The sequence below is a fragment of the Sphaerisporangium rubeum genome, assembly GCF_014207705.1.
In the GTDB taxonomy this organism is placed as follows: Bacteria; Actinomycetota; Actinomycetes; order Streptosporangiales; family Streptosporangiaceae; genus Sphaerisporangium; species Sphaerisporangium rubeum.
Genome location: NZ_JACHIU010000001.1, coordinates 4,698,202 through 4,725,012, shown reverse-complemented (window position 1 = coordinate 4,725,012; position 26,811 = coordinate 4,698,202). Strand labels below are relative to the sequence as shown.

Below are 26,811 nucleotides of genomic sequence, written 5' to 3'. Positions count from 1 at the left end.
ACTGACCGAATCGACGGCCCGAATGAATGTCCTCGACATGGCCTGGCCTCGCGTGATGTTTCACCGAATGCCGCCGCGGACCGTTATCGCCGTTCCCTGCCTTGCCAACCCCGCGAAGTTCACCGATTCTGAGGCTCTGCTCGGTGACTGAGGGGTGGGAAATGAACGAACCCGAGGGTTCGGCCCGGAGAGCGGAAATACGAGAGGTAAAGGCCGCGGTGGAGGACGACCTCCTGGCCAGGCCGGAGATCAATGGCGTCGACATCGGGGAGAAGATCACCGGAGGAGCCCCGACGGGAACGCTGGCCATCATCGTTTACGTACAGGAAAAGAAATCACCGGAGGAACTCGAGGACGGCGAGGTGATCCCGCCGCTGATCGACGGCATACCCACCGACGTCGTCGAGGAGCGCGTCGTCCCCCATCCGGCGTTCGCCGAGGTCGCCGCGGCCGTCCCGCAGATCGACGCGGCCAAGTATCCGACCCTGCTCGGCGGCATCAGCATGGGGCCGTGCCGGTCGATCCACCTGGAGCCGCCTGACGTGCCCGCCTCCGGGAACTACGTCTTCACCGGAACCCTCGGCGCCATGGTCGTGGACCGTTCGACCAAGGCGCGCATGGCCCTCACCAACTTCCACGTCGCCTGCGTCGACGCCGGCTGGTCCGCCGGCGACACCATGACCCAGCCGAGCCGGGTCGACGGCGGCTCGTGCCCGGCCGACGTCTTCGGCACGCTCGCCAGGGCCGCGCTGAGCACCCACATCGACGGCGCCGTCGTCGGCATCGACGCGGGGGCCGCCACGGACTGCGCCATCCAGGACATCGGCGCGGTCGCCGGTCAGGCCGCCGCGTCCGTCGGGCTCACGGTGCGCAAACGCGGCCGGACGACCGGTCTCACCTACGGCACCGTCGTCTCGGTCGACGCCTCGGTCTCCATCGACTACGGCGACGGCCTCGGCGTCCGGATACTCAAGAACCAGATCCGCGTCGAGGTCGACACCACCAAGAGCGCCAAGTTCAGCGACCACGGCGACTCCGGCTCCGTGGTGGTGACCGACGACCGCAAGGTCGTCGGCCTGCTGTTCGCCGGCAACGACGTGCCGGGAAACCCCGCGCTCTCAGGAACGGTCGCGTTCGCCAATCCGATCCAATTCGTTCTCGACGAGCTGGATGTGGACCTGTGCGTCCCCCCTGTTCTGCCTATCAGGACAAAACCATTCGATCCGCGCTGTACCGTCTTCGTGACGACCCGGGTCATTCCCTGTGAACCGGTGATCAGTTACGCCGTGCCGTGCACGCTGCCGCGCACCGTGCGATGCTTCGATAACCCCATCGACATCCCACGTCCCCCTGATTTCGGCCCGCCAGGTGTACTGAGTGCCATTTACGGCGTCCCAGGCGCGCATTCCGCTTTCTGGCAGGGTTATTACGCGGCGCTGGAGGCGGTCGCGCGGGAACTCGGGGAATCGGACCCGACTCAGTGATCTCCGCCGAAGCCGTGCGCCGCCTGGTCGACCGGGAACTGGTCGGCGCGACGGAGGCACTGGACGGGCTGGTCGAGGTGCTGGACCTGTCGCGATCCAACGGCGTCTTCCTGGTCTCGGTCGCGGGGGTGCCGCGCTGCGTGGTCAAGCACCATTCGGCGCCCCTCGAAGATCACGACCCGTTCGACGCGGAACGCTCGGCCTACGCGTGGTTCGGCCACGACCAGGCGCTCGCACCCCGGCTGCTGCACGCCGACACCAGCTCTCGCATGCTGGTCCTGGAGGCGATCACCGGCGCGGTGCCTCTCCACGAGGCGAGGAACACCCCTGGCGCACTCCGGGCCCTGGCCCGCCTGCTCGCCGGGCTGCACGCGAGGGACGGTGCCGGGCTCCCGGCCCGGCGTCCCTGGATCCTCGACCTCCCGCACCGGCAGGTCGTGCCACCCGGCGAGCTCGTCGACCGCGTGATGACGTGCACACCCGTCCTGCGCGCCATCGAAGAACTGGGCCACCGGTGGCGGCCGCACGCACCCGTCCACGGCGACGTGAAGTTCGACAACGTGCTGGTCGCCGCGCCGGACGACCTCTGGCTGGTCGACTGGGAGTTCGCCGGGCTCGGCGAGCCGGCCTGGGACCTCGCCGGCATCGTCGACGGGGTGGCCGTGGCCGCGGCGCTGACCGGTCCCGTCGTGCCGGAGGCGGTCCTGCGCGACGCCTCCCCGGCCCTGTCGGCGTACCGGGACGAGAGCGGGGACACGACACCGGGACACCTGGCGCACGCCGTGATCGCCCGGCTCACCCAGTCGGTCTTCCAGCTCTCGGCGTACTCCAAGGAGCAGGCCCTCCTCATGCTCGACATGGTGCACGACTGGGCCGCACGTGATCTGTGGACGGCCGATGAACTGGCTCGATGATGTGCTCGCCTTTCTCCACGGGAACCAGGAGGACGGCGATCCGGCCGGACTGCTGTACACGCGGTGGTACGCCGGCTCCGCCCCGATCGACCAGCCGCCGGGCTTTCCCGCGAGCCTGGTCTCGGTGCTGCGATCGGCCGACGCTCGGGCCGAGGAGTGGGAAGAGGGATGGCTCGCGGTGCAGGTGGGGCCGAACGGCCAGGTCGTGGCCCGCCGGGACCGGGAGGTCCGCCTCGTCTTCCGCGGCGACTACGTGGTGACCGGCCGCCCCGGCCTCCTGGCCCGCCAAGGGGACCCGCTCATGGTCAGCGGACGCCGGGACATCGTGAGTCCCGCAGGCGACTGGTGGTACACCTCCGGCGGCGGCTGGCGCGTCGACCGGCCGCCCGCGACCTTGGTCCGGCTCTACTGGAACATCACCTTCGGCCACCTCCCCGAACTGACCGGCAGGCTCACCGGACTGCTCGGCCGGATCCGGCGTCCATGGATGCTCAAATGCGCCGCCGACCCGCCGGCGCACACCCGCGCCGACGTCACCGTGCTGTACCTCGACCCCGAGGTGGCGCACGACCTCGCGGGCCCGCTCCGGGACATGGCCCTGGACCTGCCGGTCCGGGACTCGGCTCCCCGTCTCACCTTGCCGGTCGCGCCGGGACTCGCCGCCGCCTGGGATCCCCGTGGCGGCGAGAGCTTCGGCGAGCACCGCTGCCGGCTCATCGCCGCGCCACCGCACTCGAAAGCCGGCATCGTGGACCGGTTCACGGCGGCAGGCATCTCCGTCGACCGTCCGTACGCGCACAAGGACGATCCGGTGCTGCCATGGGAGAACTGACAGGGATCGGCCCCGGCGAGCTGCTCGAACAGGCGGAGCGCGTCGCCGGCGTCATCGCCGCGACGGCGATCACAGCGGACGGCCAGGCGACCTGGTTGTCGGCGTCGGCCGAGCCCGGTGTCGCGCGGACGGGAGATGTGACGCTCTACGAGGGGTCGGCGGGGGTGGCGTGGAGCCTCGCCGGCGCCGCCGGGGTGCTCGACGACGCGCGTCTGGCCGGCCTGTCCGTCCAGGCGGCACGGCACGCCGTCGAGAGGGCCCCGCGGCGGGCCCCCGGACCGGGCCTCTACGACGGACTGGCCGGCATCGGGCTGGCCGCCATGGCGATCGGCGACCCGGGCCTGGCGAAGGCGGGTGGCGCCTTGCTCGACACGGCGGCCACACTTCCCCCGCAGGCCGCCGACCTCGTCGGCGGCGCCGCCGGGACGATCGTCGCGCTCATGGCCACCGGCCGGCACGAACGGGCCGTTCACCTGGGACACCGGCTGGCCGCGATGGCCGTCCGGCGGCCCTGGGGGTGTTTCTGGCCCGACCCCGGCGAGCCGATCGGGTTGTGCGGCCTGGCCCACGGAGTCGCCGGCATCGTCTGGGCACTCGCCGAGCTTCGCCACCCCGAGCTGGACGAGGTGGTCGAGGAGGGACTGCGCTACGAACGAAGCTGGTTCGACCCCGTCAGCGGGAACTGGCCCGACCTGCGTCCCGGCGCCTCCGGCCGGCGGCCGGCCATGTGGTGCCACGGAGCGGCAGGCATCGGTCTCGGCCGCCTCGGCCTGTTCCGCACCACCCGGCACCCCTCGGCGGCGGCCGAGGCCGCCGTGGCGCTTCAGGTGGCCGCGGCCGACGCGGAACACCAGCTCAGCGAAGGAGTGCCGGCACGCGGCCTCACTCTCTGCCACGGTCTCGGCGGCACGGTGGAGCTCCTCCTGACAGCCCACGAGATCCTCGGGGAACCGGAACACCTGGCCGCCGCACGCTGGATCCTCGCCGCCGCCCTGGAGTCGCTCGGTCCGGATCCGCGAACATGGCCGGGAGGCGGCCCGGACGCGGCCGGGAGCATGGGCTTGATGACGGGCCTGGCCGGCACCCTCTACCTGCTGGTACGCGCGGCGCACCCCGACCGCCTGGCGTCCGTCGGCCTGCCGGGTGGCGCACCGCCGGCCGGATGACGGGACCGGCCACCGGGAAAGCCGAGCACCGGCCGCCGCCGCGAGACCGTCAGGCGGTCCAGGAGGTCCAGGGGTCCAGGCGGTCCAGGTGGTTCAGGTGGTTCAGGTGGTTCAGGTGGTTCAGGTGGTTCAGGTGGTTCAGGCGGTTCAGGCGGTTCAGGCGGTTCCGGTGGTACACGCGGTACAGGTGGCGCCGGCGGACACCGGCCGTCCGGCTCGCCGCCGGAGATCAAGGTGAGCGGCCGTGGGATCCGCGTGGCCGGACGGTAGATTGCCACCATGCGCGTCGTGGGGCTCTGGGCCGTGGGGGCCGGTCTGCTCGTCGCGCTGACCGGACCACCGGGCACGCACGGCGAACGCGCGGCGGTCCCGGCCGCGAACCCGGCACGGGAGGGCTCCCTCCTGGAGCGCGTGCTCGCGGAACACCCCGTGATATGGCGGGACGCGCGCGTGGTGCGGGGACAGGAGGTGGTCGTGGCCGGGGCCGCCGGGACCGCGCTCGACCTGGGGGACATCGCACGCCGCGCGGACCACGCGGCACGCACCGTCCGGCGGATCGTGGGCCCGCGTCCCTCGGCAGGCGAGCCGGGCCGGACGCCGGGTGCCGAGCGTAGCGGCGGTCCCGCCTGGCCCGCCGCCTGGCGGGGTGCCGGCGTGGCGCCTGCCGGCGAGCCTGTGGTGATTCTCGTACCGGCATCCACGGAGCAGGCGGCCACGCTGGCGGCGCCGGCCGCGGTCGGAGGCATGGCGGCACTCGCGGGGACCGACCATGTCATCGTGGAGCCACGCGCGTTCGCCATGTTGACGGAGGCGGGGAGAGACGTCGTGCTGGCCCACGAGCTCACCCATCTGCCGATGGGTGCCGCCACCGACGGCCGCACCCCCAAGTGGCTGATCGAGGGCTTCGCCGACTACGCCGGATACCTGAACGCCGACATCCCCGTCCGCGCCGCCGCCGCCGAACTCGCCACCGAGGTCAGAGCCGGCCGCGTCCCCACAGCCCTCCCCGCGCCGGAGGACTTCTCGGGAACGCGTCCCGGCGGCGGAGCGGCCCGCGCGTACGAGCAGGCCTGGCTCGCCTGCCGGTACATCGCACAGCGGTACGGTGAGACCCGCCTGCGGGACTTCTACCGCGCCGCGAGCCACGACGACCTCGACACGGCCCTCACCAGCACCCTCGGCCTGACGCGAGAGTCGTTCATGACCGCCTGGCGCGCCTACCTGCGCACGGAGCTGTCGTGACCCGCGAGGCCGCGCGATGACAGCACAGAGGGCCGTCCCGACGCGCATCGTGACCGATCACAGCGTCATGAGCCGGGGGGCCGCGTCATGACGCCACAGGGGGCCGTCCCTACGCGCATCGTGACCAATCACACCGTCATGAGCCGCGGGGCCGCGTCATGACAGCACAGGGGGCCGTCCCCACGCTCATCGTGACCAACGACTTCCCGCCACGTCCAGGAGGCATCCAGGCGTTCGTGCACGCGCTCGCCACCCGTCTCCCACCCGGCGCGGTCGTGGTGTACGCGCCGCGCTGGCCGGGCTGCGAGGAGTTCGACCGGCGGCAGGCCTACCCGGTGGTACGGCACCCCACGTCCCTCATGCTGCCCCTCCCGGCGGTGGCGCGGCGGGCCGCGGACCTCGTGCGGCGGTACGGGACCGAGACGGTGGTGTTCGGCGCCGCGGCGCCACTCGGCCTGCTCGCGCCGGCTCTGCGCGCCGCCGGCGCGCGCCGCGTGGTGATGCTGACCCACGGCCACGAGGCGGCCTGGGCCGGCGTCCCCCCGGCGCGGGCTCTGCTGCGCAGGATCGGGGCCCACGCCGACGCCGTCACCTACCTCGGCGAGTACACCCGCGAACGCCTGGCAGGCGTCATCCCGCAGGACCGCCTGGTCCGCCTCGCGCCAGGGGTCGACACCACCGTGTTCCGGCCCGGCGCCGGCGGCGCCGCGATCCGCCGGTCCCTCGGCATCGGCGACCGCCCCGTCGTCGTCTGCGTCTCCCGCCTCGTCCCCCGCAAAGGGCAGGACACTCTGGTCCGCTGCTGGCCGAGCGTCCTTCGCGCCGTCCCGGACGCCGTGCTCCTGCTCGTCGGCGGCGGCCCCTACCGGCGCGCGCTGGAACGCCGGATCGCCGCCGGATCCCTGACCGGCTCCATCATCGTCACCGGCTCCGTCCCATGGTCCAGCCTCCCCGCCTACTACGACGCGGGTGACGTCTTCGCCATGCCCTGCCGCACACGACTGCGCGGCCTGGACGTCGAAGGCCTCGGCATCGTCTACCTGGAGGCCTCCGCCACCGCACTCCCCGTGGTCGCCGGCACCTCAGGCGGCGCCCCCGACGCCGTGCTCCCCGGCGAGACCGGCCTCCTGGTCGACGGCACCGACCCCGACGCCGTCGCCACCACCCTGATCACCCTCTTGACCGACCCGGCCAAGTCCCGCGCCATGGGTCAACGGGGCCGCGCGTGGATCACCAGCCAGTGGCATTGGGACCAGACCGCCACCCACTTCACCACCCTCCTCACCCCACCCGGCCCCACCACGGCCCACTCCGCCTTCCCCTGATCCCCCTGGGGGATCCGCCTGATCGACCGGGCCGGTCGATCACAGCGACCCCCTGCCGGAACCCGGGGTGTCACGACTGGTGCAACACCCGGGACGCGGAACCCGGCGTGCGTCATCCTGGCTCATGACGGCGGCGGAGGAGAGGCGTGCGATGGTCACCGACGTGCGGGACGAGGAGTTAGCCGGGCTCGTGGACCGGGTGCTGGCCGAGCCCGAGTTGACCGCCGCCATGGCCAGGGAGCACGCTCCGGCGGCCAAGGACCTGCGCGCCGCCGCGCTCGCGCAGAAGGACACGCTTCTCGCTCGGGCTCGTGCCGCTGAGGAGGAGTGGCTGGGGGCCGCCGCACAGCGCCGTACGCGGTGGGGTTCACGGCACGAGCGCCTGGTCTTCTGGGTCGGCGGGGGGTTCTCCTTCACGGTCGCCTTGGCGGCGCACACGGTGGCGGCCTGGAGCAAGGAACTGAGGGCGGCTCTGACCGAGCGCCGCGTGGTGTCACCCGGCACCATCATCGCCGACAGTTTCACCGCACTGCTGGGATCGGTGCTGCTGGCCTCGCTGTTCGCCGTCGTGGTCTATCAGCTCTTCCGCTTGTCGCCGTCCCTGCGCGCGGGGCACGAGGCCGCCAAGGCGCGCCGAGCGTTCTGGACCTCTGTCACCGCGGTGGTCACGATGGCGGTCCTCGTGTTCGCCGGGGCCGTAAGTGGGGGGACGCTTGTCTGGCAGTACACGAACAACCGTCCGATCGGAGAGGGCCAGACCCCTGTCGGGGGAGCGCTGGCGGCATACGCCGCCGCCGCGCTCTTCATCGTGCCTTTTTACGTTTTCCACAAGGTCACAGGTGGCATGGGCCTGCGCGCGAGACTGCCGGAAGCGGACGTCGCCGAGGTGGAGCGGCTCCGCGGGATCTGGCGGGACATGCTGGCCGGGGGATTGCGAGGGTTCCTGCGCGCCGAGATCGGCGCGCACGTCGCGCGGCGGTACGCCATGACGCTGGAGGTCTCCGAGTCGCCGGGCCTGCGCCAGGTGCGCGGGCTCGGCTTCCACGTGCCGACCGTGGCCGAGGAACGACTGATCGCTGTGGCGAACGGCATGGACGGTGGCAGCATCGCGCTGTCCGGACCGCGCGGCGTCGGCAAGACCGATCTGCTGCACGCTTTCTGCCTGGACGGCGGCGACCGCATGGGCCTCGTCATGGCGGCGCCGGTGGTGTACGAGCGACGCGAGTTCATGCTGGGATTGTTCGCGCAGCTCTGCCGCCTCGTGATCACGGCCGGCCTGGACGCGGCCTCCCAGGCGAGCGCGCACCTGCGGTGGATCGAGTACCTCCAGACCCGGACCGACGAGGCGGGGGCGAGCGCGGGTGGATCGTGGTTCGGGCTGTCCGCCAAGCGGGCCGTCAGCCACACGCGTCAGCCGCTCACCTACCTGGAGATCGTGGACGCGCTGAAGGGGTTCCTCGCCGTCACGGCGGCCGAGCTCACCACGAAAGGCGGCAGACCACGCGGCTTCGTGGTCGGCATCGACGAACTCGACCGCATCGAGCCCGCCGCCAGGGCTCGCGACCTGCTCAACGAGCTGAAGGTCGTCTTCGACGTCCCCGGCTGCCTGTTCCTGCTCTCGGTCTCCGACGAGGCGCTGCGCGAGGCCGATCTGGCCCCCGTCGGCCGCCGCGACGTCTTCGACAGCGCCATCGACGAGATCATCCGCGTCGAGCCGCTCGACCTCGCCACCGCCATCCGTCTGCTCGACACCCGTGCCGTCGGGCTGCCGGTCCCGTTCACCGCGCTCTTCCACTGCCTGTCCGGCGGCATGCCGCGCGACCTGCTCCGCACCGCCAGAGCCGCCGCGGCCCTGCTCGCCCCCGGTCGTCCCGCACCTCTCGGAGACGTCACCGCCGCGCTCCTCACCCGCGAGGCGGCGCGCCTCGTCGACGACCACGAGCCCCTCGACAGCGTCCGTCACGCGTTCCTGCGGACGCTGCGGGAGATCTTCACCGCCCCGCTCACCAAGGACGATGTCCTGAAAGCCGCGGAGCCGGCTTTCCCCGGTTCCTTCGACACACTCGCCGGCATCCGCAGGGACCTCGGCGTCGCCGACGAACGCGCGGCCCGCGCTCTGGAGGAGGCGAGACGGGCCTGGACGCTTCCCGGGTGAGCCGCCTCGCCGGTCACGTCAGCCGTACAGCGCGTCGATGTCCTTGGTGTAGTCGCGGACGACCAGGTTGCGCTTGACCTTGAGGGACGGGGTGAGGTGGCCGCTCTCCTCGGTGAAGTCGGTGTCGAGGATGACGAACTTCTTGATCTCCTCGGCCTTGGAGACCTGCTTGTTGGACTCGTCGACGGCGGACTGGACGGCGGTGACGACGGCGGGGTCGGTGCGCAGTTCGGCGAGGGTGGCGCCGGGACGGTTGTTGGCCTCTTTCCACTGGTCCAGGGCTTCGGGGTCCAGGGTGATGAGGGCCGAGACGAAGGGACGGTCGTCGCCGATGACCATGGCCTGGCTGACCAGGGGGTGCGCGCGGATGCGGTCCTCCAGGGGGCCGGGGGCGACGTTCTTGCCGCCGGCGGTGACGATGATCTCCTTCTTGCGGCCGGTGATGCGCAGGTAGCCGTCCTCGTCGATGGTGCCGACGTCGCCGGTGTGGAACCAGCCGTCGGGGTCGATGGCCTCGGCGGTGGCGGCGGGGTTGTTCCAGTAGCTCTCGAAGACGTGGCGGCCCTTGACGAGGACCTCGCCGTCCTCGGCCACGGCGACGGTCACGCCTGGCAGGGGCTTGCCGACGGTGCCGATCTTGTTGGCGCCGGGGATGTTGACGGTCGAGGGGGCGGAGGTCTCGGTGAGGCCCCAGCCTTCGAAGACCTCGATGCCGGCGCCGCGGAAGAAGTGGCCGAGGCGCTCACCGAGCGCCGAGCCGCCGGACACGGCGTGGCTGAGCCGGCCGCCGGTGGCGGCGCGCAGCTTGGCGTACACGAGCCGGTCGAACAGCGCGCGCCGCGCGCGCAGGCCGAGGCCGGCGCCGCCGGTGGACTCGGCGCGGCTCCACGCGGTCGCGGTGTCCACGGCGGCGCGGAAGATGCGGCTCTTGGCGCCGCCGCCGGCCGCGGCGCGTTGCTCGGCGCCGTTGTAGACCTTCTCGAAGACCCGCGGCACACCGAGCAGGAACGTCGGATGGAACGACTGGAGGTCGGGGGCGACGTTCTTCATGTTGGGGGTGTGCGCGAGCACGGCGCCGCTCTCGACCAGCACGATCTCGATGAGCCGCGCGAAGCTGTGCGCCAGCGGCAGGAACAGCAGCGCCGCGGGGTCCTTCGTCTCGAACAACGCCTGCAGCGGCCCGGCGATGACGTTGCGCGCCGTGAACAGCAGGTTGTCGTGGGTGAGGCAGCAGCCCTTGGGACGGCCGGTCGTGCCGGAGGTGTAGATGATGGTGGCGAGGTCGCGTCCGCCTCTGGCCGTGCGCCGCTCCTTGAGCGTCTCCTCCGGCACGTCGGCGCCGTGCGCGCTCAGCTCACTGATCGCGCCACGGTCGAGGCACCACACCGCGGGCTTCTCGCCGAGCTCCGCCAGCGCGGACCCGACCAGCGACTCGTGCGCCTCGGTCTCGACGATCACGACCTTGGCGCCGCTGTCGGACACGATCCAGGCGATCTGCTCGGCCGACGACGTCTCGTACACCGGCACCCCGACGCCGCCGGCGGCCCAGATGGCGTAGTCGGCGACCGTCCACTCGTACCGGGTGCGCGACATCAGCGCCACACGGTCACCCGGCTGGACACCGGAGGCGATGAGCCCGCGCGCGACCGCCGCTACCTGGTCGCGGAACTCCGCCGCCGTGACCGCGGCCCAGCCGTCGGCGGTACCGCGCTTGAACACCACCGCGCCGGGGTTCTGCTCGCCGCGCTCGAACACCACGTCGGCGCAGTTGGCCGAGGCCGGTACGTCAACCAGCATGGGAACGCTGTACTCGCGCACGCTCACAACTCCTCCGGATGCGCACGAAGGCCGTCCTTCGGCGGGGTTTCCCGGGACGCTATCGCGTCAAGTTACGTGCCGGTAGACCCGTCACCCAGCCTTTATCCAACCGAAAAACCACGCTATCAGGGTCATCTACCCCCAGAGCCCCACGTTGAGACCCCCTCCTGAGGCCACCGGGGAACGGCGGCGGTGAGACCATAGGGAGGGTAGGCGCGGAGTAATACGATGACCGGCATGCGGGTCCATGTCGTCAGTGACGTCCACGGCCGCGCCGACGCGCTCGCGCGGGCCGGCGAGGGTGCCGACGCGCTCATCTGCCTCGGCGACCTGTTGCTCTTCGTGGACTACGCCGACCACTCGCAGGGCATCTTCGCCGAGCTGTTCGGCCCCGAGCAGACCACGCGTTTCATCGGCCTGCGCGCGGAGGGCCGCTTCGAGGAGGCCAGGGAGCTGTCGGCGTCGCTGTGGGCCACGCTCGACGGCGAGCCGCGCGTGCACATCGAGGAGAAGGTCCGCGCGCAGTACGCGCGCCTGTTCGAGGCCATGCCGACCCCCGCCTACCTCACCTACGGCAACGTCGACCTGCCGGCGCTGTGGCCGGAGTTCACGCGCGACGGCCACCACGTGCTGGACGGCCAGACCGCCGAGATCGGCGGCCTGACGTTCGGTTTCGTCGGCGGCGGCCTGCGCACCCGCTACCGCACGCCGAACGAGGTCAGCGACGAGGAGTACGCGCGCAAGGTCGAGGCGGTCGGCGCGGTCGACGTGCTGTGCTGCCACATACCCCCGGCCGTGCCTTCGCTGCTGTACGACGTCGTGGCCCGCCGGTTCGAGCGCGGCAGCGAGGCCACCCTCGCGGCCATCGAGCGCACCCAGCCGAAGTACGCGCTGTTCGGCCACGTCCACCAGCCGCTCGCGGCCCGCACGAGGATCGGCCGCACCGAATGCGTCAACGTCGGCCATTTCCGCGGCAGGGGACGTCCGTTCGCGCTTGACCTGTGACGGCCTCACAGCGCCGGGAACGACCTTTGCGAAGATCCCCCTCCGGCGTTCATGCGGAGAGCGCGAACGAGTACGGTAAGCCCATGGCTGAGCGCACCACGTCGAGCATCACGATCGCCGTCGGCCCGTCGCGCGTCATCGAGGTGATCGCCGACTTCGCCTCCTACCCCGAGTGGGCCGGGCAGGTGAAGTCCGCGCAGGTGCTCACCACCGGTGCCGGCGGACGGCCGGAGACGGTCCGTTTCGCGCTGGACGCCGGCGTGATCAGCGACCAGTACACGCTCGGCTACCGCTGGACCGGCGACGAGGCCGTCGACTGGCACATCGTCGAGGCCGGTTCCATGGTCTCCGGCCTCACCGGCAGCTACCGCCTGGTCCCCGAAGGCGGCGGCACCAAGGTGACGTACGAGCTGGCGGTCGACCTCAAGGTCCCGATGATCGGCATGATCAAGCGCAAGGCCGAGAAAGTCATCGTGGACACCGCGCTCAAGGGGCTCAAGAAGCGCGTCGAGGGCCGATGAGCGCGAGCCCGCGCGTCCTGCTCTTCACCGGCAAGGGGGGAGTGGGCAAGACGACCGTGGCCGCCTCGACCGCGACGCTCGCCGCGCGCCGCGGCCACAAGACCCTCGTGGTGTCCACCGACACCGCGCACTCCCTGGCCGACGCGCTCGGCGTTCCGGGTACCGCCGAGCCCACGCAGGCCGCGCCGGGGCTGTACCTCCAGCAGGTCGACACGCAGCGGGCCCTGGAGCGCCACTGGGGTGAGCTCCAGCGGTACGCCGAGGGGGTGCTCGCCGAGCTCGGCCTGGACACGGTGACCGCCGAGGAGCTCACGGTGCTGCCGGGGGCCGAGGAGGTCATCGCGCTGCTGGAGCTGCGCGATCAGGTGGAGACCGGCCGCTGGGACGTCGTGGTGATCGACTGCGCGCCGACCGCCGAGACCCTGCGCCTGCTGGCCCTGCCGGAGGCGCTCGACTGGCACGTCAGCCGCCTCCTGCCGGCCGGACGCCGCCTCGTGCGGGTGCTCACCCCGGTGATCCGCCACGTCGCGAGGTTCAGCATGCCGGACGACGCGGTGCTGAGCGCCGGCGAGCGCATGCACGCCGGGCTGATGGCGGTGCGCGACCTGCTGGCCGGCCCGCACGCCTCGGTGCGGCTCGTCCTCACCCCCGAGGCGGTCGTGGTGGCCGAGGCCCGGCGCACCTACACCTCGCTCAGCCTGTACGGCTACCGCGTCGACGGCGTGATCGCCAACCGGGTGTTCCCCGGCGGCGGCTCCGACGAGTGGCGGCGCGGCTGGGTCGAGGCGCAGGCCCGCCACCTGGCGTCGGTGCGCGAGTCGTTCGCCCCGCTTCCCGTGCACACCGTGCCGTACCTCCCGGCCGAGCCGGTCGGCACCGAGGCGCTCGGCGCGCTCGGCGAGCAGTTGTACGGCGAGACCGACCCGTTCGCCCCTCCCGCCGGCGACCCGCCGCTGACCGTCACCGCCGACGGCGGCACGCACGAGCTGACCCTCGCGCTGCCGCTCGCCGGCAAGCACGAGGTGGACCTCGCGAGGAAAGGCGACGAGCTGATCGTCACCGCGGGTTCCTACCGGCGTGTCCTGGCCCTGCCGGCCGCGCTGGCCCGCCGATCGGTGCGCGACGCCGCGCTCCGCGACGGCCGCCTCCGGGTACGGTTCGAGGCAGGAGGGGCCCATGACCGAGAAGCATGACGACAGTCACATCGACGAGACCCACGACGGCGGCGAGGCCCGCCCCACGGACCAGCGCGGACCGGAGAGCCGGCCGTCCGGCGACCCGCGGCCGGACGTCCGGCGTACCGGCGACCGGCGGCTGGAGAACCGTCCGGCCGGAGACCGGCGGCCGGAAAGCCGGGTGCGCCGTCCCCCCACGCCGGCGGAGGCCGACCCCCTGGCCGGCGCGGTCGACGAGGCACGCAAATTCCTCGGCTCGATCCAGCGGCGCATCGGCCGCGAGATCGGCAAAGGCATGGTCGAGGGGAGTGTGGCCGGCATCGGCCAGACCCTCGGCTTCGGCAGGCCCGCGGGCCGGCCCGCCGCCGGGGACGTGTGGAGCGACGCCGTGGCCGAGCGCCACGACGAGGAGTACATCTGCCGCGCCTGCCCCGTGTGCCGCATGAAGGCGGCCCGGCGCGAGGCGGGGGCCGACGTCACCGACCATCTGATCGCCGCCGGCGGCGAGCTGTTCGCCGCCGTACGCCAGGCGGTCGTGGTCGTGTCGCGTCCGCCGGCGCCGGGGGCCTCCGGCGCGACCGGCGGCTCCTCCGGCGACAGGGACACCCGGGTGCAGCACATCGACCTCGGCTGAAGGCCGGCGGCTCGGGGAGAAGGGATGAGAGATGGCGCTGACGATCGGCGTTGACGTCGGAGGCACGAAGATCGCCGTGGGTGTCGTGGACGAGGCGGGCCACATAGTGGAGAACCTGCTGAGGCCCACACCCGCCGACAGTCCCGACCAGGTCGCCGACACGATCTCCGAGGCGGTGCTCGAGCTCGCCTCGCGGCACGACGTCGAGGCCGTGGGGCTCGGCGCCGCGGGATTCGTGGACGAGACCCGATCGATCGTCAGGTTCGCCCCCAACCTCGCCTGGCGCGAGGAGCCGCTGCAGAAGAAGGTCGCCGAGCGGGTCAACCTCCCCGTGGTCGTCGAGAACGACGCCAACGCCATGGCGTGGGGCGAGTACCGCTTCGGCGCCGGCCGCGGCGAGAGCCACGTGGTGTGCGTGACCGTCGGCACCGGCATCGGCGGCGGCATCGTGCTCGGCGGCGTGCTGTACCGCGGCAGATGGGGCATGGGGGCCGAGCTCGGCCACATGCAGGTCATGCCGGGTGGCCGGTTGTGCGGATGCGGCAACCTCGGCTGCTGGGAGCAGTACGCCAGCGGCAACGCTCTGGTGCACGAGGCCCGCACGATGGCCGCCGCCGACCCGGCGCGCGCGGAGCACATGCTGCGTCTCGCCGGCGGCTCGGTGTCCGACATCGAGGGCGAGCACATCACGCAAGCGGCGCGCGACGGCGACGAGTGCGCGCTGACCGCGTTCACGACCATGGCCGAGTGGCTCGGCCAGGGCATGGCCGACATGGCGGCCGTGCTCGACCCCGGGTGCTTCATCCTCGGCGGCGGCGTGTCACGGGCCGCCGACCTGTGGATCGATCGCACGCGGGCCGCGTTCCTGCGCGCGCTCACCGCGGCCGAGCACCGGCCGCACGCCGACATCCGTCCCGCCGAGCTCGGCCCCGCCGCCGGGCTGGTGGGGGCCGCCGACCTCGCCAGGCACCCCTGACGGGGCCTCGCGAGGCGGCACAGCGGTGAGCGGAGCGGTGTCCGACGAGCGGCGCGACGGCGCGGCGCTCAGAGTCGGCACGTACAACGTGCGGTCCATGTACGGCGACACCGCCGCGCTCGCGCGGGTCATCAGGGCCATGGCGCCTGCTGTGCTGTGCGTGCAGGAGGCCCCGCGCCTGGCCGGCTGGCGGCGCAAACGCGCGAGTCTGGCCGGCGGCGCGGGGCTGCGGCTGGTGAGCGGCCGCCGCGCCGGGGGAGTGGCCGTGCTGGCCGCGCCGGACGTCGGGGTGTTGCACGCCGGGGGCCACCTGCTGCGCGGGTTCGCCGGGCTGGAACGCCGCGCGGTCGCGCTCGCGGTGGTCGAGCGGCACGGCGTGCGGCTCACCGTCGCCTCGGTGCACCTGGACCTGTCGGCGCCGGCCCGGATGTGCCACGCCGCAGAGATCATGGCACTGGCCGGGCCGCTCGCCGCGCGGTTCGAGGCGCCGCTGGTGCTCGCCGGCGACGTCAACGAGCCACCCGGCGGCCCGGTGTGGCGTTACCTCGGCCGCGGCCTCGCCGACTGCTACCCACTGGCGCCGTACGGGGACGGGCTCACCTTCACCGCACGCAGGCCGGGCCGGCGCATCGACGCGGTGTTCGCCGCACCGGCCCTGCGGGTGCGCTCGTGCGGCACCGTGGACGCCATGGCGGCAGACCTGACCGCGGCCACCGACCACCTTCCCGTGGTGGCCGAACTGCTGGCCGGCTGACCGCGCGCAGGGGGTGATGGGGTCGTGCCGGACCACGCGGAGCCGGCGCGGGGGCTGGACCGGGACCCCCGGTGCCCTGGGCCCGTGGTGGTTCCGGGATGGGTGCGGTCCGGTGACCGTTCGGCCAACTCTGCGGATACTTCACGCGGAGCCGACATCCACGCACGTACGATTTGGTCATGTCCCGCCGCACGCCGCGGCGCGCGTTGTCGTTGTGCGTCCTGATGGCCGCGGTGGCCGGCCTTCCCCTCCGTGCGACGTCCGTCGCGCACGCACACGCCGACCCCGGTCGTCCGCGTGCCGAGCGCACCGCCGCCGCGTTGCTGCAGGAGTCCGCCACGGCGCGCCTGCGGACCGACGGCTCCCTGTCCGACGTCGTGGGGCTGTCCACCACCGACATCTGGGCCGTGGGCCAGCAGGACGTCTGGGAGGCCTGGCAGAACCGCAGCGTCCTCACCCACTGGGACGGCAGCGCGTGGACCGAGGCCGGCATACGCAACGACCCGTCAGGCGCCGGTCATCTGCGTTCGGTCGCGGCGGTCTCGCCGCGCGACATCTGGGCCGTCGGCGACGGCCACGACGGCCTGCCGTACGTCGTACGCGGCGACGGCTCGGTGTTCGACCGGGTCAGCGTGCCGCAGTTCGGCAGCGGCGACTGGCTCGGCGGGGTCGCCGCCGCGCCGGGCCGCGTGGTGGCCGTCGGCAGCCGGGGCCGCAAACCTCTCGTCGCGACCGCCGGCGCCAAGGGCTGGAGCATCGCCAAGGTCAAGAGCAAAGGCAAGGGCACGCTGTACGGCGTCGCGGTGACCGCGCGCGGCGACGGCTGGGCCGTCGGCGACGACGAGTCCGGGCCGCTGATCCTGCGTGCGTCCGGCGGCACGTGGAAACCGGTCGACGTCCCCCACACCGACGGCGGCTACCTGCGCGACGTGTACGTCGACGGGCCGCGCAAGGCCGTCGCGGTGGGAGGCGTGTACCGCGGCGAGGGTGACATCTCCCCGCTGGTGCTGGAGTGGAACGGCAAGCGATGGAGCCGGGCCGAGGTCCCCGGCAGGCGCGCCGAGCTGTACGGCGTCACCGGCGACGGCAAGGGCCACTTCTGGATCTCCGGTTTCGACCCGGCGCACCCCGGCGCGGCCTACCTGCTGCGCGGCGACGGCCGCAAGTGGAAGATCGTGCGCGGCGAGACCCCGGTCCGCTCCCGCACGGTGCGGCTGCAGGCCGTGACCCACGTCGGCGACCTCACTCTCGCCGTCGGCCACGTCGTGGACGATCGTGACCGCTACACCGACGTGGTGGAGCGGTTCCAGCCCGGCTCGACCCCCTCGGGGGAGGCCGCGGGCACCGGCACGCCGGAGGCCACCGGAAGCCGCGCACCGGTGGAGAAGTGACCGGTCACACGATGGCGCCGTCGTCCCAGCCCGAGTCCGGCGGCGGGCCGTCCCCCATGCGCACGATCAGGGCCACGAAGCCGCCGATGAACGCCGCGATGGCGGAGAACAGGATCCAGCCGTCCATCGGCCAGGACAGCAGCGCGGCGAGCAGCAGGTAGGCGGGGCCGCCGAACAGCGCGAGCCACGCGATCTTGGTGCCGGCGTCCATCTTGGGCAGCGGCGGAGGCGGCGGCGGCTCGTAGTGGTCGGTCTCGTCGTCGGCCTCGGCGGTGGCGTCCTGCTCGCCGGGGTCATGGGACGGGACGCGTGACTCCACGTCCCTGGTGTCCTCGCGGACGCCGGCCACGGTCGCCGTCTCCGGCGCCGTGGGGCTCTCCACGGGGACGTTCTCGCGGTCCGGCCAGGGCTGGACGGCCGAGGTCGTTTCCGTGCTCTGGTTGAAGGAGGCGACGATCTGACGCCAGACCTCGTCCTCATCGCTCTGCGGCGTCACCGGTCACTTCGATTCGTTCCTCTGCTCACGATCGCGATCGCTGGGTGGATGGTGCTCCGGCCGGTCAGTGGAGGCCACGCGTCGACCCGGGCCCCCGAGATCGGGTCAGTCTCTTTGCAAGGGTACCGAGGCGTGCGTTCTGATGAAGTCGAGGCTTCCCTCGAAGATGGCAGGCGCATCGTTGTCGAGCGTCGCGACGTGGTAGCTGTCGAGGCATTCGCGGACGGTGAGGTTGTCCCCGAGCGCCGACCGCAGCACCGCCACGCTCGCCGGTTTGACCACGTGGTCCTCGGGGCTGTGGTAGACCAGCACCGGCTGGGTGACCCGGTGCAGCTCCGACCGCACCAGGGCCCACAGCCGCGGCAGGGTCGCCGCCGCGCGCACCGGTGTGCGGGTGTACCCGACCTCGGTCACCCCCGGCTTCTTGATGTCCCCGGCGACCCCGGCGACCGAAGCCACCAGGAACTTCAGCACCGGGGCCAGCGTGAGCAGCGGCGCGTCGTTCACGATGGACGGGTTCACCACCACCACACCGCGCACCAGCGGCCCGTGCACCTCGGCCAGGCGCAGCGCCATGCAGCCGCCGAGCGACAGCCCCATCACGAACACCTCCGAGCATGTGCCGCGCAACGCGTCGAACGCGCGCTCCAGCTCGGCGAACCAGTCCTCCCAGCGGGTGCGGTTCATCTCCTGCCACGTGGTGCCGTGCCCCGGCAGCCTCGGCAGGGACACGGTGAGGCCGGCCGCGGCGAGGTGCTCGCCCCACGGCCGCAACGACTGAGGCGTGCCGGTGAAGCCATGGCACAGCAACACCCCGATCTGGCCGCCTTCGTGGTGGTACGGCGCGGAGCCGGGCATGAGCGGCATGTTTCCCGTCCTCTCCTGATACGGCTCATCCCGATCGTCGCACGAGCGGGGCCGGTCCCGCGAGATCCGAGGACCCGGTGTCGCGCCGTCCGGTGATCATGCGGACCGCGCAGGATTCGGCACGACGCTCGCGGCGTGCGAAGATGACGCCACGCCACGGCCCCACGCGGTCTGGTGCCTGTATGACCGGAAATGAGGTGCCCGCGTGTTCTACTGGGTGGTGAAGGCCGTTCTGGGGCCACTGCTCCATCTGGTGTTCCGTCCCAAAGTCGACGGCATCGAAAACGTGCCACGCCAAGGCGCCGCCATCCTGGCAGGCAACCACCTGTCCTTCGCCGACCACTTCATCGGCCCCCTGCCTCTCCCGCGCAAGGTCATCTCCCTCGGCAAAGCCGAGTACTTCACCGGCCGCGGCCTCAAGGGTCTGCTCACCCGCGCCTTCTTCACCGGCGTCGGCACCGTCCCCATCGACAGGTCCGGCGGCAAGGCCAGCGAGGCCGCCCTGCGCACCGGCCTGCGCATCCTCCGCGAAGGCCACCTCCTCGGCATCTACCCCGAAGGCACCCGCTCACCCGACGGCCGCCTCTACAAGGGCAAGACCGGCGTGGCCCGCCTGGCCCTGGAGTCCCGCGTCCCTGTCATCCCCTGGGCCATGCTCGACACCTTCGAGATCATGCCGACGGGCCGCCCCCTTCCCAAACTCGGCATCCGCCCCACCGTCAGATACGGCAAACCCCTCGACTTCTCCCGCTACTACGGCATGGAGGACGACCGCCTCGTCCTCCGCGCCGTCACCGACGAGATCATGTACGCGCTGATGGAACTCTCCGGCCAGGAATACGTCGACAAGTACGCCACCAGCGCCAAGATCGAACAAGAACGCGCCGCTCGCGCGGCCCGCGGCACCACCTCCCCCTGACCCCCGGCAGGGGCCGGGCCGACCCGTCCCCTGCGCGTCCCCGCACGCTCACGACGATCGGCCCTCGCCGAAGAAGCGGGCCGCGGCCTGCGTGTGCAGGGGGAACGCCAGCTCCTGAGGGCCGTCGATCACCAGCCACTCGCTGGTCTCCGTGGTGCGTACGACCGGCGGCAAGGTGTCCGCGGTCGTACGCGGCCCGAGACCGAAGATCAGCACGGTGCCGTCCGGCGCGCTGACCGCGTCGAACAGCCGCACGTCGGCCGCGTCGACGACCACCCCCGTCTCCTCGCGGAGCTCCCGCACGGCGGCCTGCTGCCAGGACTCGCCGACGTCGATGAATCCGCCGGGGAGCGCGAGCAGGCCGCGGCGCGGCTCGACGTCCCGGCGGACCATGAGAAGGCCGTCGTCCACCGGTAGCACCATGACCGCGACCGGCAGGGGGTTGAGGTAGCTGGTGTTGCCGCACTCGGCGCAGGTCCGCGGCCAGGACAGGCCGGGCTCGTAGGCCGCTCCGCAGAAGGAGCAGCAGGAGTTGATGATCGCCACGACGGCGAGGGTAGCAACGCCGATCGCCGGCGGCGCGGGCCGGTCAGCCGCCGGGGATCCAGGTGGTGCCGGCCAGGGGGACGCGGGCCATGGCGGCGGCCTCCACGGTGAGGGCGACCAGGTCGTCGGGGGAGAGGTCGTGCACGGAGCTGCGGCCGCAGGCTCTGGCGAGCATGGTGGCCTCCGTGGTCAGGGAGCGCAGGTAGTTGGCGACGCGTTCGGCGCCGAAGTCGGGGTCGAGGCGGTCGGCGAGCATGTCGTCCTGGGTGGCGATGCCGACGGGGCAGCCGCCGGTGTGGCAGGCGGTGCAGGAGCCGGGGGAGGTGCCGAGCGCGCGGTAGCCGAGGCTGACGTCGGCGCCGGTGTCGTCGGAGGGGGAGTTGCAGCCCAAGGCGATGAGGGCCGCCACTCCCAGGGAGACGGCGTCGGCGCCTAACGCCAGGGCCTTGGCGACGTCGGCGCCGCTGCGGATGCCGCCGGAGATGATGAGCTGCACCTCGTTCTCCACCGACAGGGCCTTGAGGGTGTCGGCGGCCAGGCGGAGCGCGGCGAGGGTGGGGATGCCGGTGTGCTCGATGAAGACGTCGTGGGCCGCGCCGGTGCCGCCTTGCATGCCGTCGACCACGATGACGTCGGCCCCGGCCTCCACGGCGTGGCGGACGTCGGCGGCGACGCGGGACGCGCCGATCTTGACGTACACGGGGATGCGCCAGCCGGTGACCTCGCGCAACTCCTCGATCTTGACGCGCAGGCCCTCGGTGCCGGCCCAGTCGGGGTGGCGGCTCGCGGTGCGCTGGTCCACGCCTTCGGGGAGGTCGCGCATGTACGCCACCGGCGTGGTGACCTTCTGGCCGAGCAGCACGCCACCGGCGCCTGGGGACGCGCCTTGGCCGAGCACGATCTCGACGGCGTCGGCGGCGCGCAGATGGTCGGGGTCGAAGCCGTACCGCGACGGCAGGCACTGGTACACCAGTGTCTTGGCGGCGCCGCGCTCCTCGGGGATCAGCCCGCCTTCGCCGGACGTGGCCGAGGTGCCGGTCAGCGTCGCGGCCCGGGCCAGCGCCTCCTTGGCGCCGGCCGACAGCGCGCCGTACGACATGCCGGCGATGGTGATGGGGATGTCCAGGATGACCGGCTCCGCGGCGTTGCGCGTGCCGAGCACGGTGCGGGTGTCGCACCGCTCCCTGTGGTCCTCCAGCGGAGTGGCGGACAGGCCCGCCGTCAGGATGAGCAGGTCGTCGAAGCCCGGCACCGCGCGGCGCGCACCCCAGCCGCGCACCTCGCAGCGGCCCAATCTGGCACGTTCCTGGATCTCACCGATCACCTCCGGGGAGAAGGTGTGGCTCATGCGGCGGGCCTCCTCGGCTCAGTACGCACCGTCGACGTGACCGTCGAGGTGGTAGAGGCGCCGGGTGGAGACGACCTTGGAGATGTTCTCAGGAGAGATGTGATCGAGGCCGTATCCGTCCGCGAGGATCTTCACGAAGGTCACGTCGTGCTCGTTGATCTCCTCCATTATGGCGTCCGCGCCGAGCCCCGCGATCCGTCCCGCGACGTAGACCACGGCCTCGTACAGCGAGTCACCGAGGTGCCGTCCGGCGTCCCCGCCGACCAGGATCACGCCGGACTGCGCGAGGAACCCGCACAGCGGCCCCACGTCACCGCCGACCACCAAGGTGCCGCCTTTGAGCGAGATGCCGGCTCTGGCGCCGCAGCCGCCGTCCACCACCACCGTGCCGCCTCTGGCCGACGCCGCGACACTCGGGCCCGCCGAGCCGCGCACGTGGACGCAGCCGGACATGAGGTTCTCGCCGGCCCCGCAGCCCGCGGCGCCGCGCACGGAGACGACGGCCTTCTTGCCGAGGCCACCCGCGTAGTCACCCGCGGGGCCGTCGATCTCGACCCGGACCGGCGCGTCGAGGCCCACGGCGAGGTTGTGCCGCCCCGCGGGGTTGCTCACCGTCGCCCTGCCGCGCGGCATGGCCTGCAGCGAGCGGTTGATCTCCCGTGTGGACAGCGTGGCGGCGTCGAACGCCACCTCGGTCGCGGGTGGGTCCGCTCGCTCGCCGGCCCGTCGCTCAGGGGGGTGCGGCGGGGACGTCATCGCGCCTCCTGTTGACAGCCATAGGTCGGTGCCTGTCAGGAGTCAACCGTGAGAATGTTGCCTTTGTGGTGCTCACGGATGACCGCGATGTTACTCAGTGGCTACTATTCCGCCGCTGGTCATCGTGGCTGTCCTTGTGTTACGGATCTTCGGTGCGGCCGGTCACGCTCGGTGACGGCAAAAGCGTCGTTCCCCTTCCGCGCCGGACGAACCGGTCGCCGGCCGCTCAGGCCCCGCTTCGCTCGTCCGCCGGCCCCTCCAGGCGGTCGCGCACCCGGCGGATGTGCTCCGGAGTGGTGCGGCAGCAGCCCCCGATGTACGTCGCGCCGGCGGCACGCCACCGCGCTGCGGCGGCGGCGAAGTCCATCGGGTCGGCGGTGCCACGCCAGCGGCGCCGCTCGGCGTCCCAGGTCTCACCGGAGTTGGGGTACACGATGACCGGTGCGTCCTTCAGGCGGCCGATCAGGCTCTCGACGTACGCGGGGGACGTGCAGTTGACGCCGATCGCCACGACCTGAGGGTTCCCCGCGAACAGTTCCGCACAGCGTTCCAGTGGCGTGCCGTCGCTGATGCACTCCCCGTCACGGCAGGAGAATGCGACCCAGGCGTTGACGTCCGGCGTCCGTTCCAGCAGCCGCGCGATCGCCTTCGCCTCGGCGTACGACGGGATGGTCTCGCAGGCCAGCAGGTCGGCGCCGCTGCGTGCGAGCACCTCCCAGCGCCGGCGGTGCCACTCGAACAGCCCGTCCTCGTCCAGGTCGTAGTCACCGGTGTACTCGGCGCCGTCCGCCAGGAACGCGCCGTACGGCCCGATACTCGCCGCGACCACACCACCGCCGGCGGCGTCCCGCGCCTCGACGGCCAGCTCCACCGACAGCTGCAGCAGGGCCCGCGTCTCGTGCTCGTTGCGGCCCCGGCGCATCAGACCAGGGAAGCTCGCCTGGTAACTGACCGTCGTGGCGACGTCGGCACCCGCGGCGAAGTAGTCCAGGTGAGCCCGCAGGATGGCCTCGGGGTCCTCAATGAGCAGGCGTGCCGACCACAACTCGTCGCTCAGGTCGTACCCGAGGGCCTCCAGGTGGGTGGCGAGCCCTCCGTCGAGGATCACGGTTCCTACGTCATCCGAGTCGAATGTCACCTATGTACCTTATGTGGCGCGTGGTCGACCGGCCCCCAAGACGGCACCCGGACCTTCCACCGAACGTCCGTCCATACCGCCGTCCATACCGCCGTCCATACCGCCGTCCACACCGCCGTCCACACCGCCGTCCACACCGCCGTCCGCTGTGCGCGCGGCGACGTATCATCGGGATCCCCCGGCAGGTCAGGCGACGCCTCGAACGGAGTTGGTGCAGTGCTCGTGGTCCACGGCGCCTGGGTGGCCGGCCGTCTCACCGTGTGGGCCGAGGACACCACGGCACCCGGCGGCGACGACGGCACGGCGTCGGCGACCCGCACGAGCGGCCCTGTGCCTGGCGCAAGCGGTCTTGTGTCTCACCCGAGCGGCCTCCTGTCCCGCGAGAGCGGCCCCGCCTCGCGCGGCCGGATCCGTGGCGTGAGGCCGCATCCGTTCGCCGCGCCTGCGGACGCCTTGGCCGCGGCGCTCGGCCTGACCGGCGAGATCGCGGCCGAGCCGGTCGGCCTGAGCCTCCCGGGGTCGGCCACCGAGCCGCTGCCGTCCCCGGAGTCGGGCCTGGCGAGCCGGGTTCGCCGGCCGAGGATCGTCACCTGGCAGGCGCCGTCGCTGCGGCTGCCCCCCGCGCAGGCGCTCGTCCTGCTGCGCTCCCTGCCGGGCACGTCCGTCCCGCGGGGCGGCCCCGCGCTGGACGCCGGTGCCGCCGAGTGGGCCCCAGGCTGGTCGCTGCGGTACTTCGCGCTCGTCGCCGAGCACGCGCGCGCACTGGCCGGACGAGGCAGGGTGCTGCCGCAGTTCGTCAACGAGGACGGAGGCTACGCCGCGCGGTGGGTCCCCGTGATCACCGGCGCCGACGTCACCGCCGTGCGCGACCTCGCCGCCGCCATGCCCCCCGCCTGCCGCGCCGCGCCGCGCGAACGGCCCGCCGCCGACGTGCTGCACGAGGCACTGTCCGGCTTCACCGACGCCGTCACCCGCGCACGCATGCCGGAACGGCTCCTGCTCGGCAACCGCCCCGGCCGCACCAGCCCCCTGCCCGACCGCTGGCTGTTCGCCCTCACCGCCCCCGACGCCGCCGTCGAGGACCCCGGCCCGGCCGAGGCGGCGGCGCTGCAAGGCACCCTCGCCACCTGGCTGGACGCGGCGACCCGCATGGAAGGCCCCATCCGGGTCTGCTTCCGCCTCATCGAACCGGCCGGGGACGACGACCGCTGGGAGCTGGAGTTCGCTCTCCAGTCGGTCGACGACCCCAGCCTGTACGTGCCGGCGTCCCTGCTCTGGGACGGCACCCCGATCCGCGGCCTGCCCGGCCGTCCCGACGAGACGCTGCTCGCCGGGCTCGGCCGCGCCGTGCGGCTCTGCCCCGAGCTGCACACCGCGCTCGACGACGCACGGCCGTCCGGCATGGTGGTGGACAGCGCCTGGGCCTTCGGCTTCCTGCGCCGCGCCGCACCCCTGCTCCAGGCCGCGGGGTACGGCGTGCGGCTCCCGGCGTGGGCCGGCCGCAAGGCGCTCGGGTTGAAACTCACCACCCGCAGCCGTGCCACGGCGTCCCGCGCGGCCGGCGGCCAAGGGCTCGGTCTCGGCGAGGTGGTCGACTTCCGGGTGGACCTCGCCGTCGGCGGCCACACCATCGGCGAGGAGGAGCTCGCCGAGTTGGCGCGGCTGAAAGTGCCGCTGGTCCGGGTGCGCGGCCAGTGGGTCGAGCTGGACGACCGGCAGCTCAAGGCGGCGCTCGCCGCCATCGAGCGGCGCCGGGCCGGCGAGATGACCGTCGCGCAGGCGCTGCACGAGGTCGTCACCGGCGGCGACGAGGAGCTGCCGCTGGTCGAGGTAGACGCCGACGGGGTGCTCGGCGACCTGCTGTCCACCGACGCCGAGCGGCGCCTGACCCCCGTGCCGACCCCCGCGTCGTTCCACGGCGCGCTGCGGCCCTACCAGGAGCGCGGCCTGTCGTGGCTGAGCTTCCTGTCCCGGCTCGGGCTCGGCGGCATCCTCGCCGACGACATGGGCCTCGGCAAGACCGCGCAGACACTGTCCCTGCTGCTCGACGAGCGCCGCGACGGCGGCACCCCCGCGCCTACGCTGCTGGTCTGCCCCATGTCGCTGATCAACAACTGGCAGAAGGAAGCCGCGCGGTTCGCCCCCTCGCTGCGGCTGTACGTCCACCACGGCGCGTCCCGCATGCGCGCGGACGAACTCGCCGGTGCCGTCGCCGGCGCCGACCTCGTCATCACGACATACGGCACGTTGCTGCGCGACGCCGCGGCGCTCGCGGCCTTCGCCTGGGGCCGGGTGGTGTGCGACGAGGCGCAGGCCATCAAGAACAGCGGCGCGAGGCAGTCCCAGGCCGTGCGCTCCATCCCGGCCCGCACCCGGCTCGCGCTCACCGGCACCCCCGTGGAGAACCACCTCGCCGAACTGTGGTCGATCATGGAGTTCTGCAACCCCGGCCTGCTCGGCCCCGCACGCCGGTTCCGCGAGCGCTACCAGGAACCCATCGAGGCCCGCGGCGACGAGACCGCGACCCTGGCGCTGCGCCGCGCCACCGGCCCGTTCGTCCTGCGCCGCCTCAAGACCGACAAGACGATCATCTCCGATCTCCCCGAGAAGCTGGAGATGAAGGTCTGGTGCACTCTCACCCCTGAGCAGGCCACCCTCTACAAGGCCGTGCTCGAAGACATGATGGCCCGCATCGACGACAGCGAGGGCATCGAGCGCCGCGGCAACGTGCTCGCCGCCATGGCCCGGCTCAAACAGGTCTGCAACCACCCCGCGCACCTGCTCAAGGACGGCTCCCGCCTCGCCGGCCGCTCCGGCAAGCTGGCCCGTCTCGAAGAGCTCGCGGAAGAGATCATCCAAGAAGGCGACAAAGCCCTCGTCTTCACCCAGTACGCCGAATGGGGCTCCCTGCTCCAGCCCTACCTGGCGGCCCACCTGGACCGTCCCGTCCTGTGGCTCCACGGCGGCCTCCCCAAGAAACGCCGCGACGAACTGGTGGACCGCTTCCAGAACGAGGACGACCCCATGATCTTCCTGCTGTCCCTGAAAGCCGCAGGCACCGGCCTCAACCTCACCGCCGCCAACCACGTCATCCACGTGGACCGCTGGTGGAACCCCGCCGTCGAGGACCAGGCCACCGACCGCGCCTTCCGCATCGGCCAGCACCGCAACGTCCAGGTCCGCAAGTTCATCTGCGCCGGCACTCTCGAAGAACGCATCGACGAAATGATCGAACGCAAGAAAGCCCTGGCCGACTCCGTGATAGGCACCGGCGAGGACTGGCTCACCGAACTGTCCACAACGCAACTCCACGACCTGTTCCGCCTCTCACCCGAGGCGGTGAGCTGAC

Annotated in this window: 24 protein-coding genes; 16 read left to right on the top strand and 8 right to left on the bottom strand. The window is 72.5% G+C overall.

What is annotated here, in order from left to right:
* The first annotated feature begins 218 nt into the window (after window positions 1–218).
* From BJ992_RS20295 to BJ992_RS20280, 4 genes are read left to right on the top strand one after another with little or no spacing between them, the layout of a single operon-like run.
* Window positions 219–1,484, top strand: coding sequence for a chymotrypsin family serine protease (locus tag BJ992_RS20295; RefSeq protein ID WP_184983336.1), 1,266 nt, complete (start codon window positions 219–221; stop codon window positions 1,482–1,484).
* Window positions 1,481–2,398, top strand: a complete 918-nt coding sequence (locus BJ992_RS20290) for a phosphotransferase (RefSeq protein ID WP_184983334.1) — start codon at window positions 1,481–1,483, stop codon at window positions 2,396–2,398. Before BJ992_RS20295 ends, BJ992_RS20290 begins: the two co-directional genes overlap by 4 nt.
* On the top strand, window positions 2,382–3,230 hold the full coding sequence (locus BJ992_RS20285) for a T3SS effector HopA1 family protein (protein ID WP_184983333.1): 849 nt from the start codon (window positions 2,382–2,384) through the stop codon (window positions 3,228–3,230). Before BJ992_RS20290 ends, BJ992_RS20285 begins: the two co-directional genes overlap by 17 nt.
* Window positions 3,218–4,396 carry a lanthionine synthetase LanC family protein gene (locus BJ992_RS20280; protein WP_184983331.1) on the top strand — a complete coding sequence of 393 codons (1,179 nt, stop codon included), beginning with the start codon at window positions 3,218–3,220 and terminating at the stop codon, window positions 4,394–4,396. Before BJ992_RS20285 ends, BJ992_RS20280 begins: the two co-directional genes overlap by 13 nt.
* 49 nt (window positions 4,397–4,445) lie before the next feature.
* Here BJ992_RS20280 and BJ992_RS33870 read toward each other — a convergent pair whose 3' ends face one another.
* Complete coding sequence (locus tag BJ992_RS33870) at window positions 4,446–4,574, bottom strand: hypothetical protein (protein WP_281390420.1); 129 nt, start codon at window positions 4,572–4,574, stop codon at window positions 4,446–4,448.
* 101 nt (window positions 4,575–4,675) lie between these two features.
* Here BJ992_RS33870 and BJ992_RS20275 point away from each other — a divergent pair, with 101 nt between their 5' ends.
* The 3 genes from BJ992_RS20275 to BJ992_RS20265 all read left to right on the top strand — a co-directional run bounded on the left by BJ992_RS20275 (window position 4,676) and on the right by BJ992_RS20265 (window position 9,118).
* Window positions 4,676–5,638 (top strand): hypothetical protein, encoded by a 963-nt coding sequence (locus BJ992_RS20275; RefSeq protein WP_184983329.1) that lies wholly within the window; start codon window positions 4,676–4,678, stop codon window positions 5,636–5,638.
* 158 nt (window positions 5,639–5,796) lie between these two features.
* Window positions 5,797–6,963 carry a glycosyltransferase family 4 protein gene (locus BJ992_RS20270; protein ID WP_184983327.1) on the top strand — a complete coding sequence of 389 codons (1,167 nt, stop codon included), beginning with the start codon at window positions 5,797–5,799 and terminating at the stop codon, window positions 6,961–6,963.
* Between the two features lie 124 nt (window positions 6,964–7,087).
* Window positions 7,088–9,118, top strand: a complete 2,031-nt coding sequence (locus BJ992_RS20265) for a P-loop NTPase family protein (RefSeq protein WP_184983325.1) — start codon at window positions 7,088–7,090, stop codon at window positions 9,116–9,118.
* 18 nt (window positions 9,119–9,136) lie between these two features.
* Here BJ992_RS20265 and BJ992_RS20260 read toward each other — a convergent pair whose 3' ends face one another.
* The gene (locus tag BJ992_RS20260; RefSeq protein ID WP_184983323.1) at window positions 9,137–10,936 is read right to left on the bottom strand and encodes an AMP-binding protein; all 1,800 of its coding nucleotides are present in this window, start codon (window positions 10,934–10,936) and stop codon (window positions 9,137–9,139) included.
* A gap of 237 nt (window positions 10,937–11,173) precedes the next feature.
* On the opposite strand from BJ992_RS20260, the gene BJ992_RS20255 reads away from it, so the two are divergent.
* The 7 genes from BJ992_RS20255 (at window position 11,174) to BJ992_RS20225 (ending at window position 17,392) form a co-directional block, all read left to right on the top strand.
* On the top strand, window positions 11,174–11,941 hold the full coding sequence (locus tag BJ992_RS20255; protein WP_184983321.1) for a metallophosphoesterase family protein: 768 nt from the start codon (window positions 11,174–11,176) through the stop codon (window positions 11,939–11,941).
* 83 nt (window positions 11,942–12,024) lie between these two features.
* On the top strand, window positions 12,025–12,462 hold the full coding sequence (locus BJ992_RS20250; protein WP_184983319.1) for an SRPBCC family protein: 438 nt from the start codon (window positions 12,025–12,027) through the stop codon (window positions 12,460–12,462).
* The gene (locus BJ992_RS20245) at window positions 12,459–13,655 is read left to right on the top strand and encodes an ArsA family ATPase (protein ID WP_184983317.1); all 1,197 of its coding nucleotides are present in this window, start codon (window positions 12,459–12,461) and stop codon (window positions 13,653–13,655) included. Before BJ992_RS20250 ends, BJ992_RS20245 begins: the two co-directional genes overlap by 4 nt.
* The gene (locus BJ992_RS20240) at window positions 13,639–14,271 is read left to right on the top strand and encodes a hypothetical protein (RefSeq protein WP_184983315.1); all 633 of its coding nucleotides are present in this window, start codon (window positions 13,639–13,641) and stop codon (window positions 14,269–14,271) included. The genes BJ992_RS20245 and BJ992_RS20240 overlap by 17 nt, the downstream gene beginning before the upstream one ends.
* Before the next feature lie 31 nt (window positions 14,272–14,302).
* The gene (locus BJ992_RS20235) at window positions 14,303–15,247 is read left to right on the top strand and encodes an ROK family glucokinase (protein WP_184983313.1); all 945 of its coding nucleotides are present in this window, start codon (window positions 14,303–14,305) and stop codon (window positions 15,245–15,247) included.
* 25 nt (window positions 15,248–15,272) lie between these two features.
* Window positions 15,273–16,001 (top strand): endonuclease/exonuclease/phosphatase family protein, encoded by a 729-nt coding sequence (locus tag BJ992_RS20230; RefSeq protein WP_343072773.1) that lies wholly within the window; start codon window positions 15,273–15,275, stop codon window positions 15,999–16,001.
* Window positions 16,002–16,180: 179 nt separating this feature from the next.
* The gene (locus BJ992_RS20225) at window positions 16,181–17,392 is read left to right on the top strand and encodes a beta propeller repeat protein (protein WP_184983305.1); all 1,212 of its coding nucleotides are present in this window, start codon (window positions 16,181–16,183) and stop codon (window positions 17,390–17,392) included.
* A gap of 4 nt (window positions 17,393–17,396) precedes the next feature.
* Here BJ992_RS20225 and BJ992_RS20220 read toward each other — a convergent pair whose 3' ends face one another.
* On the bottom strand, window positions 17,397–17,888 hold the full coding sequence (locus BJ992_RS20220; RefSeq protein WP_184983303.1) for a hypothetical protein: 492 nt from the start codon (window positions 17,886–17,888) through the stop codon (window positions 17,397–17,399).
* 105 nt (window positions 17,889–17,993) lie between these two features.
* On the bottom strand, window positions 17,994–18,755 hold the full coding sequence (locus BJ992_RS20215) for an alpha/beta hydrolase (protein WP_184983301.1): 762 nt from the start codon (window positions 18,753–18,755) through the stop codon (window positions 17,994–17,996).
* 205 nt (window positions 18,756–18,960) lie between these two features.
* On the opposite strand from BJ992_RS20215, the gene BJ992_RS20210 reads away from it, so the two are divergent.
* Window positions 18,961–19,674: a 1-acyl-sn-glycerol-3-phosphate acyltransferase gene (locus BJ992_RS20210; RefSeq protein WP_184983299.1), complete on the top strand. Its 714-nt coding sequence runs from the start codon at window positions 18,961–18,963 to the stop codon at window positions 19,672–19,674.
* 48 nt (window positions 19,675–19,722) lie between these two features.
* Here BJ992_RS20210 and BJ992_RS20205 read toward each other — a convergent pair whose 3' ends face one another.
* The 4 genes from BJ992_RS20205 to mmuM all read right to left on the bottom strand — a co-directional run bounded on the left by BJ992_RS20205 (window position 19,723) and on the right by mmuM (window position 23,462).
* Window positions 19,723–20,220, bottom strand: a complete 498-nt coding sequence (locus BJ992_RS20205) for an NUDIX domain-containing protein (protein WP_343072772.1) — start codon at window positions 20,218–20,220, stop codon at window positions 19,723–19,725.
* 43 nt (window positions 20,221–20,263) lie between these two features.
* A complete protein-coding gene (locus BJ992_RS20200; RefSeq protein ID WP_184983297.1) occupies window positions 20,264–21,568 on the bottom strand; it encodes an FMN-binding glutamate synthase family protein in 1,305 nt (434 codons plus the stop codon).
* 18 nt (window positions 21,569–21,586) lie between these two features.
* The gene (locus BJ992_RS20195; protein WP_184983295.1) at window positions 21,587–22,324 is read right to left on the bottom strand and encodes a GltB/FmdC/FwdC-like GXGXG domain-containing protein; all 738 of its coding nucleotides are present in this window, start codon (window positions 22,322–22,324) and stop codon (window positions 21,587–21,589) included.
* Between the two features lie 226 nt (window positions 22,325–22,550).
* On the bottom strand, window positions 22,551–23,462 hold the full coding sequence (mmuM, locus tag BJ992_RS20190; RefSeq protein WP_184983293.1) for a homocysteine S-methyltransferase: 912 nt from the start codon (window positions 23,460–23,462) through the stop codon (window positions 22,551–22,553).
* A 216-nt stretch (window positions 23,463–23,678) separates the two neighbouring features.
* Between mmuM and BJ992_RS20185 the strand changes: the two genes are divergently transcribed.
* Complete coding sequence (locus BJ992_RS20185; RefSeq protein ID WP_184983291.1) at window positions 23,679–26,810, top strand: SNF2-related protein; 3,132 nt, start codon at window positions 23,679–23,681, stop codon at window positions 26,808–26,810.
* Window position 26,811: the final 1 nt, after the last annotated feature.